Here is an 11,069-nt window from a genome sequence, read left to right as displayed (position 1 = left end):
GCCGAACTGCTGTTTTGCTGTCCGGGCCTGTCCCGGACAGCACCCGGACAAGCCGGCAGCTTGCCCGCAAGGCGGGTGCGGTGAATAGTCGGCACCCGACAGGCGCAAGGCACCTAGTCCGCCGCTTCCGCAGGCGAAATCTTCGTGGGCTGCGGGCTCGCGGGCCATTGCGAGCGCCACCACTCACAGGGGGACAAGGATGAAGAGTTCATGGCACAGCTCTGTCACTTCAATGGCAGGACTGGCGCTGCTCATGACGGCCGGGGTGATGACGCCCGCGTTCGCCGCACAAGAGGAAGGGAGAGGCTCACTCGCTACGCAGGCGGTATCGGTCAAAAAGAATCGGATCATGTCCTGGAACTCCAACGGCCAGTTGAATGGCACCACACAGCGCCTGGTCGACCAGATCGTGCGGTTCAAGCCGCAGATCGTCCTGTTGCAGGAATCCTGCCGGAACGAGGTGAACGAAGCCGCCGCTATCCTGAAGCGACAGCCATTGCATCTCGAGTACGAGGTCTTCCACTCCGACTGGCCCGACCTCGGTGATCCGGTGCACGACCCTGCCTGCACCGGCCAGCTCGAGCAGGCGATTCTGGTCGCGAAGGGCACCAAGATCGATGTGGCCCCGGAAACCGCGCTCTACCGCGAAGCCGACGGACTCGAGCGGCGGAAGTTCATGATGTTCCAGACGCGTCTGGCGGGAAAGAAGGTCCGTATCTTCAACACGCAGCTCAGTGACGGGGCAGATGCCGATCTGCGCCATTCGCAGCTCCTGCAGTTGTCGGAGCTCGTCCCGGGTACGCCGAACTCGATCATTGCCGGTGACCTCAACGCGCAGCCGTGGACTGCACCGAAGCCGCCGCAGATGCCGCTCTACTACTGGGAGATGGCGCCGGTCTGGGCGAACGGCTTCCGGGATGCCGACCCGTACTGCGGACAGAGCTACGATCGCCGGTGCAACGGGACGCAGGTCGGTGTGGGCAAGAAATTCGACTATCTCCTGTCCCGCGGCGCGGTGAAGACCAAGCAGTGCTGGCTGGGCAACACACCGAACAACGACCATCGGGTCGTGGTCAGTGACGTGACCGCCGGGCCGGCTTCCCGAAAGCCCTGCAAGGTGATCTGAGCGCAGGGCCGCAAGTGCGGCACGGGCGGCGGTGAGAACCGTCCGGTCCGTCGCGCACAAGAGGCCGGTCCTCGTCACCAGGTGGCGAGGACCGGCCCTACGGTATACCGCCCCCGTCGCCCTGCCGCGGAGATGACAGGCGAGGGCAGACACACCTTCGCGCGCCCCACCGAGGACACGCTCCGGCACCCGTACGAACGGGCTCATGGGGTTGGGCGAGTCCTCCGTACGACGAGGATGGTGCCTTCCAGGGCGGCACTGCTCGACGCGCTGGTGAAGCGGGACGGCGAGGCGCTCGCCCGGCTGTGCGTCGGGCACAAGGCGGCGCTCGATGCGGCCCGCGCGGTAACGCAAGCAGCCGGTGTTCGAGGAAAACGAAGCGTACGGCGCGGCCATGCGATGCAGGGCGGTGGCCGAGCACCGGCGCGAGTACGACGCGAGCCGGGGGTACGTGAACAGGTGCGAGACCTCGTACGCCGACCCGTCCGTCACGGCCGAGACGTCCGGCGGCGGCCACGGCACCGGCGGCTGCCCGCTGTGGCGGGCCGGATCAACGTCGGCTTCGGGCAGGGACGTAGGCCAGGCCGTGGGCACCCCAGGCGCCCGCGCGCGGGATCGAGAGGGTGTCGAGCAGGGCGGGCCGGCTCGGATCGCGCAGATCCACCACGCTCACCGTGGAGTCGACGATGGCGGAGACATAGGCTCGGCCGCCGTCGGGCGTGGTGATCACGTTGAGCGGATTGGCGCCGACCTCCACGCTGCCCACGTGCTCCATCGTGGCCGCCGACCTGCCGGCCCACACGTGCAGTCGTCCGCCGGGCATGTCGACGCGGGGGTTGTTCGGGTCCGGTCCCTCCAGCACCTCTCCGGCCAGCAGCAGGCCGGTGCTCGTCCAGTGCACCGGCGTCAAGGCGTGCTCGGTGCGCAGGGTCCGGACGATCTCGCTGGTCCCGGTGTCGATCAGTCGCAGTCCGGGCGGTGCGGTCAGACGGCCCAGGTCGGCCTTGGGGCTCACCACCGCGACCATCGAGCCGTCCGGGCCGGCCGAGATGCCCTCGCTTCCGGGGACCTCGACCTTGCGGACGAGGGCACCGGTGCGCAAGTCGACCACGGTGACGAACGGCGCCTCCTTGTTGGCCGCGTACGCTCGCAGGCTCCGGGGCTCGACGGCGAACCAGTGGGGTCCGGGAGCGAGGGTGTCGACCCTGCCCAGCACGCGGCGGGTGGCGGTGTCCATGATCAGGATTCCTCCTGGGCGGGACGGGCTGCCCTCCACGCTGATGTACAGCCGGTGCCGGGCCGGGTCGAGGACGAGCCCGTGCGGGCCGTGTTCGGGGGACAGGTCGATGATGTCGACGACCTTGCCGGCATCCGGGTCGATGACGCTGAGAATGTGGTTCCGGCCGTCGTTCTTGTCGTAGAAGCCGCTTGTGTACGGGTGGCTGCAGTAGAGCAGGCGGCGCTCGGCGTCGAAGCACAGTTCGTGCGGTTCACGGTCCAGGGTCAGCTCGGCCCGGACGTGGTGGTCGACGGCGTCGAACAGGGTGACGGTGGGGCCGCTCTGGCTGACCACGGCGAGTTGGTCGCCACGACGCGGCAGGCCGGGCCGGTGACGGGACCCGGCAACCGCCGGTGCCGCGTCGGCGGCGCCTGCCATGCCTGGGGCGGCAGCCACACCGGCGGCCGCCGCGGCGCCCGCGGCACCCGCGGCACCCGCGAGAAAAGTCCTACGGCTGGTCACGATCCTTCTCCTCTTCCGGGATAGGTCCGGCGGAGTCGCCGAAGCCGCCCCGACTGAGCCAGTACGGGGCCGATGTCCGGGCGGTGTCCGCCGCCGGAACGATCGGCACCATGGTGTGCCCCGCTGCGGGGCCGCCGCCATGGGCGTCTGGGCACGAGGTCTTTGCGCGTACTGGAACATCGCTGGCCGGCGGCACCGCGCGAGACAGTGCCCGGCTCATTGCCTCCTGTGCCTGCGCCGGCAGGCCCGGCACCACGGCCGGCCGCGCAACCGCGAGGACGCCCACCGCGACGTATCGCGTCCGCATCCGGATCGGCTATGAATGGTCTTGATGAACGGTCACATCACCGACGCCAACCTGATCATCGCGCTGGATGCCCTACTGGCCGAGCAGAGCGTCACCCGGGCCGCTGAACGGCTGCACACCTCCCCGGCGGCGATGAGCCGCACCCTGGGCCGGCTGCGAAGGCTGCTCGGTGACCCGCTCCTGGTCCGCGCCGGGCAGGCCATGGTGCCCACCCCTCGCGCACAGGAACTGCGCGAGGAAGTGGCGGCGGTGGTACGGCGGTTCAACGCGCTGCTCACGCCCGGCGCCGACGTGGACCCGACCACGCTGCGCCGGACGTTCGGCCTCCAGGCCGCCGACGTGGTCTCGGCGGCTCTGATGCCGCGGCTGCTGACGATCACGGCCCGGGAGGCGCCCGGGGTGTCGGTCCGCTTCCGGGACGAGGAACTGGAAGGCAGCGCCGCGCTCCGGGAAGGACGGATCGACCTGGAGATCGGCGTCCTCGACCACATCGACCCGGAGACCCGGGCCGAGCCCCTGACCACCCTGCACATGAGCCTCGGCGTCCGGAAAGGGCACGCGCTCACCCGGCAGCCCCTGACCCCCGCCCGGCTCGCCGCCGCCAGCCACGTCATCGCCAGCCGCCGCGGTCGCGTCACCGGACCGATCGACACCGCGCTGGCCGGGCTGGACCTGCGCCGGAGCGTCGCGGCCGTACTGCCCAGCCATCTGGCTGCCATGACCCTGGCCGCCCGGACCGACCTGGTCTGTCTCGTCCCCGTCAGCGCAACCGACGCCGGTTCCTGCCCGTTCGCGGACGTGGCCGTGACCCTCGGCCTGCACCTGATCGAGATACCGCTGGCACTGCCACCGGTGGAGATCGGCATGGCATGGCATCCGCGCCATTCCGCCGACGGCGGACACCGCTGGCTGCGCTCCGTCGTGCGCCGCGCCCTCAGCCTTCCACCCCCGTGACGCGCACGTCAGGAGCAGTGCGGTTCTCCGAGAGGGGTGGCGGGGTGGTCCGGTAGGTAGAGGGTGCGTTCCTGCGCGGTGAGGTCGCGGTGGACGGCTCGGCAGATGCGGCTGATCGCCGTGGTGGGGGTGGGGAGGGCCGCGTTCCAGACCCGGATGGTGCTGTGGTCGTCGGCGGTGGCGAGGGTGCGGCCGTCGGGGCTGAAGGCCAGGGCGTCGACGGGTGCGGTGTGGGCGGAGAGGGTGAGCCGTGCGGTGCCGGTGGCCGGGTCCCACAGCCGTACGGTGTGGTCCTCGCCCGCGGTGGCGAGGGTGCGGCCGTCGGGGCTGAAAGCCAGGGCGTCGACGGGTGCGGTGTGTCCGGGCAGGGTGCCTCGGGTGCGTCCGGTGGCCGGGTCCCACAGCCGTACCGTGCGGTCCTCGCCCGCGGTGGCGAGGGTGCGGCCGTCGGGACTGTAGGCCAGGGCGAGGATCGCTCCGGTGTGGCCGGTCAGGATCCGGCCGGGAGACGTGGCCCGGGCATCGCGCAGTGTCACGGAACCGTCCGTGCCGCCTGTGGCGAGGGTGCGGCCGTCGGGGCTGAAGGCCAGGGCAGGCACCGCGGTGCCGGACGCCGTCAGGCTGCTGAGCAGACGGCCGGTGACCGGGTCCCACAGTTGCGCTCCGCGGCCGAGACTGCTGGCGGCGAGGGAACGGCCGTCCGGGCTGAAGGCCAGGGCGTAGGGCTTGTCGGTGTACTGGGTCAGGACCTTGCGGCGTCGGCCGGTGGCCGGGTCCCACAGCTCGATGCCGCGTGCGGCGCTGAGGGTGGCCAGGGTCCGGCCGTCGGGACTGAAGGCCGCGACGGCCGGTGGGTCCGTCTTCCCGGGCCAGCGCAAGCCGGCCCGCACACGTCCGGTGGCGGTGTCCCACAGTCGCACCGCCGCATCTCCGGTGCTGCTGGTGGCGACGGTGCGGCCGCCGGGTGCGAACACCGCGGTGACTGCTTGTCCGGGGTGCCGGGACAGGAGGGTGCGGGAGGGGCTGTCGGGCATGTTCCACAGCCTGATGGTGCGGTCGGCGCCGCCGGTGGCCAGGGTGTGGCCGTCGGGACTGAAGGCCAGGGTGAGGACCGCGCCCGTATGCCCGGTCAGGCTGCTGTCCAGGCGGCCGGAACCGGTGTCCCAGAGGCGGACCGTGTGATCGTGGCTGCCGGTGGCCAGGGTGCGGCCGTCGGGGCTGAAGGCCAGGGACGAGAGCGGGCCGGTGTACTGCGCCAGTGCGCCGCGCCGTCGGCCGGTGCGGGTGTCCCACAGCTCCACCCCGTCGTCGTTGCCGGTGGCGAGCGTACGGCCGTCGGGGCCGAAGGCCAGCGCGTCGACCGGGGAGACCGGTCCGGGCAGGCTCCTCAGGTGCCGGCCGGTGCGGGCGTCCCACAGCTCCACCCCGTTCCCGCCGGTGGCGAGCGTACGGCCGTCCGGGCTGAACCCCCAGGACAGGACCGCGCCGGTGTCCGGGCGGCTCGACGCCGCCGAGCGGGTCGCGCGGGCGGGGGCGGGAAGGGCGGCGCGGCGTCGGCCGGTGCGCGTGTCCCACAGTTCCGTACCGGAGCGGCCGTCCGTGGCGAGGGTGCGGCCGTCCGGGCTGAAGGCCGCCGCCATGATGTCGGGATCGTGCACGGCCAGCCGCTTGCGGACGCGGCCGGTGACCGTGTCCCGCAGTTCCACTCCGCCGCCAAGACCCGCCGTGGCCAGAAGGCGGCCGTTCGGGGCGAACCTCGGCGCGCTGTAGGCGCTGCCCGGAACGGTCCGGCGGAGCTGCCCGGCAGAGGCGTCCCACTGGCGCAGCGTACCGTCGTCGGCGGCGCTCACCAGGCGGCCGTCGGAGCGGAACGCCACCGAGAGCACCGGGCCCTGATGGCCCGTCAGACGTCGGCGCAAGGGCACGGCCGCCGCGGCGTACAGGCTCTGTGCGGCCTGTGCCGTGGGGCTGGTGCGGTACGCCTGTACGGCCAGGAGCGCGGCGAGATCGACGTTCGTGCCGATGAGGGCGGCGGAGTGGGAGGCCAACTCGCGGGAGACGGCGGCGCGCCGCGCGGCGTCGGCGTCCCGGCGCTGCCGGTCGCTGGCCCGGCTCTGCTGCCAGGCCAGCAGTCCGGCCGTGACCGCCAGGACCACCAGGACGGAGAGCGCCGCCGTGAACAGACGCAGTCGGCGGGCGGTCCGGGCCGCGGCACGTTCTTCCTTCTCCTGCGCGGCCGTGCTCGCGTCGAGGAACGCGCGTTCCGCCGCGGTGAGATCCGCCGACCGCCCGGAGCCGAAGTGATCCCGGGCGGCGGCCAGGCGGATGCCGCGGTACAGCGCGCCGGGATCGCGGTCCAGTTCCTCCCAGGAGCGTGCGGCCTCGGTGAGGCCGCGGTGGGCGCGCAGACGGTCGCGGTCCTGCTCGATCCAGGCCCGCAGGCGGGGCCAGGCGCTCAGCAGTGCTTCATGAGCCAGATCGATGGTGCCCTCGTCCAGAGTGAGCAGCCGCGCCCGGAGGAACGCCTCCACCACCTGGGCGGCCTCCGCTTCGCCGGCGTCCCGCACTTCCGCGTACGGGGCGGGTCTGCGGGTGTCGGAGGTGCCGTCGCCGGGGGTGACCAGCCGCAGCAGCACCCGGCGCGCCGCGGCCGCCTGGACCGGGGTGAGGCGGCTGTAGACCTCCTCGGCGGTCTGGGCGACGGCACCTTCCAGGCCGCCGGCGGCTTCGTAGGCCGCCAGGGTCAGTACTCTGCCGCGGCGGCGGCGCCAGGTCTCCAGCAGTACGTGCGACAGCAGCGGCAGCCCGCCCGGCGCGCCGGTGACCTGCTCCACCAGGCGGGAGGTCAGCGCCCGTTCCACGCTCAGGCCGGCCGCCGCGGCGGGCTTGACGATCGCCTCGCGCACTTCGGCCGCGTTCATCGGGCCGACCAGCAACTGGGCGTCGCGCAGTGCCTCGGCCAGGCGGGGGTGTCCGGCGCAGTGGCCGTAGAAGTCCGCCCGTACCGCGAGAAGCACCCGCAACCGGCTCCCGGGATGGCAGGCGGCCAGCAGCAGGTCGATGAACCGGGAGCGCTCGCCCGCGTCCTGGCAGAGGGTGAAGACCTCCTCGAACTGGTCGACGACCACGAAGGTGTCCGCGCCGCCGGATTCGGACTCGGACCCTGGCTCCCCGGGGGCCAGGAGCCGGGCGTGGGTGCGGGCAGGGTGCTCGCCGGGGGTGAGGATGCGGATGACGGCCGGGCGCAGCGCCGCGTCCTGGCTCTGCCGCAGGGCGGGGATGACGCCGGCGCGCAGCAGGGAGGACTTGCCGCTGCCCGAGGCGCCGAACACGGCCGTCAGCCGCCGTCCGCGCAGCAGCTCCAGCACCTCCGTGAGCAGCCGCTCACGGCCGAAGAACCGGTCCCGGTCCTCCGCCTCGAACCGCGCCAGCCCTTTGTAGGGCGGCACCGTCCCGGTCCCGGTGCCGTCTTCCGCACGGTCCGAGGCGGCGGCCACCGCGTCGACGGTCCGTTTCCACCGGGCCTCCCATTCGACCGGATCGCCCCCGCACGCCACGGCGTAGGCCAGCACCACCGGCAGGGTCGGCAACCGCTGACCCGCGGCTGCCTGCGACAGCGCCGTGACGGAGTACCCCGCCCGCTGCGCCAGCACCCGGTAGGTGACCCCGCCCGCCTCGCTGCGCAGCTTGCGCAGTTCATAGGCCAGCCGCTGCACCGGCCCCGCCCCCGGATCCACCGGCGCCTCAGGACGCCCGGCCACCGCACCCCCCCCTGCGCCGCTTCCTCGGAACCGCCCCGGGAGGCAACGTATCCGCCCCGACGGGCCCGCGCAGAGATCACCTCCGGCCATTGTTCGACCGCCGCGACCGCGTGCTGAACAATGCCCGTCCCGCTGAAATCGGTGACACGAGCGGTGAACAACCCGCTCCCGGGGGGAGTGCCTCTGCTTCGCCGTACGGCACCGGCCGGACCATCCGGGCCTCACGGCGAAGCAGAGGTCACACGCGTCATGGTCAGCGCGCGCCGGCCGCACGTCACCTTCCGGCGGCATCCCCGGGTGAGGCTCAGAGCTGGGTCTCGCCGCCGTCCACGGCCAGCTCGACGCCGGTGGTGTACGTGGCGTCGAAAGCGAGGAACGCCGCCGCCTTGGCGAACTCCTCGACGGTGCCGTAGCGCTTCATGGGGTTGCTCGCGGTCCGCTCCGCCCGGAACTGGTCGGCGGCCTCTTCGGACAGGTTCATCGTTTCCAGGATCCCCGAGTCGATGGGGCCCGGGCTGATCGCGTTGACCCGGATTCCCCGCGGAAGCAGCTCGCGGGAGAAGGAACGGGCCATCGAGCGCAGCGCCGCCTTGCCGGCCGCGTAGACGCTGGTGTCCACCATGCCGATGACGTTCGCGATCGAGGTGGTGAGGACGACGCCGGCGCCCGCGCTGAGCAGCGGGGCGAGTTTCTGCACGGTGAAGAAGGCGCCCTTGACGTTGATCGCGAACAGCTCGTCGTACGCGTCCTCGGTCGTCGACTCGAGGGGCGTGAGGGCTGAGATACCGGCGTTGACGAACAGAGCCTCGATCGAGCCGAGCTCGCTCCTCACCCGGCCGGCGAGCAGGTCCAGGTCGGGCAGGGCGGCCACATCCGCCCGGACGGCCACGGCGTTCTCGCCGAGCCGCTCGCGTGCCGCGTCGAGCTTGGCCTGGGAACGACCGGTGATCAGCACCCGGGCTCCGCCTCGCACCAGCAGTTCCGCCAGCGCGAGCCCCATCCCGCTGCTGCCACCCGTGATCACCACGTTTCCGCCGCTGTACTCACCCATACGGAAGTTGCTCCATTCCCTCATCGACAACGGGTCGATATAGCGGTATGTCGCTGTTCGTGCGGCGCATCAGCCGCGGGTCTCGATCTTCATGTCGCCCGTGGTGACCGCGCGGATGTGCGCGCCGGCGAGCAGGTCGTGCGGATTGCCGAGGTCGATGGCGCTGATCTCGTCGAGGCGGGCCAGATGGGCGGGAGTCAGCTCGACCTCCAGGGCACCCAGGTTGTCGTCGAGCTGCGCGATGGTGCGGGCGCCGATGATGGGTGCCGTCACGCCCGGGGCGTTCAGGGTCCAGGCCAGTGCGACCTGGGCGGGTGTGCGGCCCAGTTCGGCGGCCACCTCCTTCACCGCGTCGGCGATGGCGAGGTTGCGGTCGGTGACCCAGCCGAGGGCGGCGTTGAGGCTCTTGCGGTTGCCGGCGGTTTCGCCGACGACGGAGTCCGCCGGGTTCCGGTCCGCCCGGCTGTACTTGCCGGTGAGCACCCCGCCGCCCAGCGGGGAGAAGGGAACCACGCCGAGTCCCATCTCGCGTGCCATCGGTATCAGGTCGCGCTCCGCGGTGCGTTCGATCAGGCTGTACTCGGTCTCCAGGGCGACCAGGGGCGACCAGCCGCGCAGGTCGGCGATCGCCTGCATGCGCGACACCTGCCAGGCCGGGGCGCTGGAGATCGCCACGTACAGCACCTTGCCCTGCCTCACCAGGTCGTCCAGGCCCCGCAGGATCTCCTCCACCGGTGTCCTGAAGTCCCATACGTTCACGTAGAGCAGATCGATGTGGTCGGTGTTCAACTGCCGCAGACTGGCCTCCACCGACGCCAGCATGCTCTTGCGGTGGGTGCCCCCGGAGTTCGGGTCACCGGGCCGGCGCAGCGTCGAGTACTTCGTCGCCAGCACCATCTTGTCGCGGTCGGCGCGGGCGAACTCGCCGAGCAGCCGCTCGGAGGTGCCGTTGGTGTAGGTGCTGGCGGTGTCGAAGAAGTTCCCGCCGAGCTCGGTGTAGCGGTCGAAGAGCTTGCGCGCCTCGTCGCGCTCGGCGCCCCAGCCCCACTCGGTGCCGAAGGTCGCCGTGCCCAGCGCCAGCGGTGAGACCCGGAGTCCGGAACGGCCCAGCAGCCGATAAGTGTCGAGAGTGAGTGCCATCGGGGTTCTCCTGTCAGGTGTGCCGCGTGCGTTCGAGGGGTGCGGATGGCGGGGCAGGCCCGGCGCTGCGGGCAGGGCAGACCTTCCGTCTCGCTGACGCGATGGCGGAGATCACCGCAACCGGGGACCTCCCCGTTTCCCTCAGCGTACACTGAACCGGGGACGTCCCCGAATCGTTCCCGGGCCTCATCCGACACCTCACGATGGCGAAGGTCATGACACCTCGACGCAGCACCCTGCGCGCCGACGCACAGCGCAACCGCGAGCATCTGATCGCCACGGCCGCCGAAGCCTTCGCGTCCGGACGCGCGATCTCCCTGGACGCGATCGCCAAGCGCGCGGGAGTGGGGAACGCCACCCTGTACCGGCACTTCCCCACCCGGGAGGACCTGGTCGAAGAGGTCTACCGGGACCAGATCCGGCCCCTGCGTGAAGAGGCGCGCACCCTGCTGGCCACCGAACCGCCCGCGCGGGCCCTCCACGCGTGGATGCTGCGGTTCGCCGACTGGGCCGGCGAGCGACGCGGCATCTGCGAGGCGCTGGTCGCCATGAGCGCCTCCGGCCGCTTCGGCACCGGACCGGTCTGCGACGAGGTCCAGCAGATCCTGGCGATGCTGCTCGAAGCCGGCACCACAGCAGGAGAACTACGCGGCGACATCGACCCGGTCGAGGTGGGTGCCATCCTCTCCGGTCTGCTCTCCGTCGCCGGCGCACCGGAGCAGCGCCCTCAATTGCACCGCATGCTGAACGTCGTCGTCGACGGACTCAGACTCCGCTGAGCGTCTTTTCCGAACGGGCAGCGTGCGACATTACTGGTCCGTTCAGCGGACCGGCGCGAGAAAAGAACGCATCGGCTACAGGAGTGGGAAAAGCGCGGCACCGAGTCGGCGTTCCAGGTGTGCACGATTCACCGGGAAGCCATGGGAGCGAACCGAGCACACGGCGGAGAACAGCGCACCGAACGCCTCTGACCATGCGTTTCTTCTGCC

7 protein-coding genes are annotated in these 11,069 nt (G+C 71.7%); 3 read left to right on the top strand and 4 right to left on the bottom strand.

Annotation, left to right across the window (positions count from 1 at the left end; all coding sequences use genetic code 11):
- Positions 1-232 precede the first annotated feature (232 nt).
- Complete coding sequence (locus IE316_RS10830; protein ID WP_190203996.1) at positions 233-1,126, top strand: endonuclease/exonuclease/phosphatase family protein; 894 nt, start codon at positions 233-235, stop codon at positions 1,124-1,126.
- Between the two features lie 550 nt (positions 1,127-1,676).
- On the opposite strand, the gene IE316_RS10825 is transcribed toward IE316_RS10830, so the two are convergent.
- Positions 1,677-2,867 carry a YncE family protein gene (locus IE316_RS10825; RefSeq protein ID WP_229910321.1) on the bottom strand — a complete coding sequence of 397 codons (1,191 nt, stop codon included), beginning with the start codon at positions 2,865-2,867 and terminating at the stop codon, positions 1,677-1,679.
- A gap of 322 nt (positions 2,868-3,189) precedes the next feature.
- Here IE316_RS10825 and IE316_RS10820 point away from each other — a divergent pair, with 322 nt between their 5' ends.
- A complete protein-coding gene (locus IE316_RS10820) occupies positions 3,190-4,128 on the top strand; it encodes a LysR family transcriptional regulator (protein ID WP_190203995.1) in 939 nt (312 codons plus the stop codon).
- Positions 4,129-4,136: 8 nt separating this feature from the next.
- Here IE316_RS10820 and IE316_RS10815 read toward each other — a convergent pair whose 3' ends face one another.
- The 3 genes from IE316_RS10815 to IE316_RS10805 form a co-directional block, all read right to left on the bottom strand.
- On the bottom strand, positions 4,137-7,889 hold the full coding sequence (locus tag IE316_RS10815; protein ID WP_229910320.1) for an nSTAND1 domain-containing NTPase: 3,753 nt from the start codon (positions 7,887-7,889) through the stop codon (positions 4,137-4,139).
- 304 nt (positions 7,890-8,193) lie between these two features.
- Positions 8,194-8,940 carry an SDR family oxidoreductase gene (locus IE316_RS10810; protein WP_190203993.1) on the bottom strand — a complete coding sequence of 249 codons (747 nt, stop codon included), beginning with the start codon at positions 8,938-8,940 and terminating at the stop codon, positions 8,194-8,196.
- A gap of 69 nt (positions 8,941-9,009) precedes the next feature.
- Positions 9,010-10,080, bottom strand: a complete 1,071-nt coding sequence (locus tag IE316_RS10805) for an aldo/keto reductase (RefSeq protein ID WP_190203992.1) — start codon at positions 10,078-10,080, stop codon at positions 9,010-9,012.
- A 215-nt stretch (positions 10,081-10,295) separates the two neighbouring features.
- On the opposite strand from IE316_RS10805, the gene IE316_RS10800 reads away from it, so the two are divergent.
- Positions 10,296-10,859, top strand: coding sequence for a TetR/AcrR family transcriptional regulator (locus tag IE316_RS10800; RefSeq protein ID WP_190203991.1), 564 nt, complete (start codon positions 10,296-10,298; stop codon positions 10,857-10,859).
- The last annotated feature ends 210 nt before the right edge of the window (positions 10,860-11,069 follow it).

Source organism: Streptomyces fumanus (assembly GCF_014655295.1).
Classification (GTDB): domain Bacteria; phylum Actinomycetota; class Actinomycetes; order Streptomycetales; family Streptomycetaceae; genus Streptomyces; species Streptomyces fumanus.
This window is presented reverse-complemented; position numbering and strand designations above follow the sequence as displayed.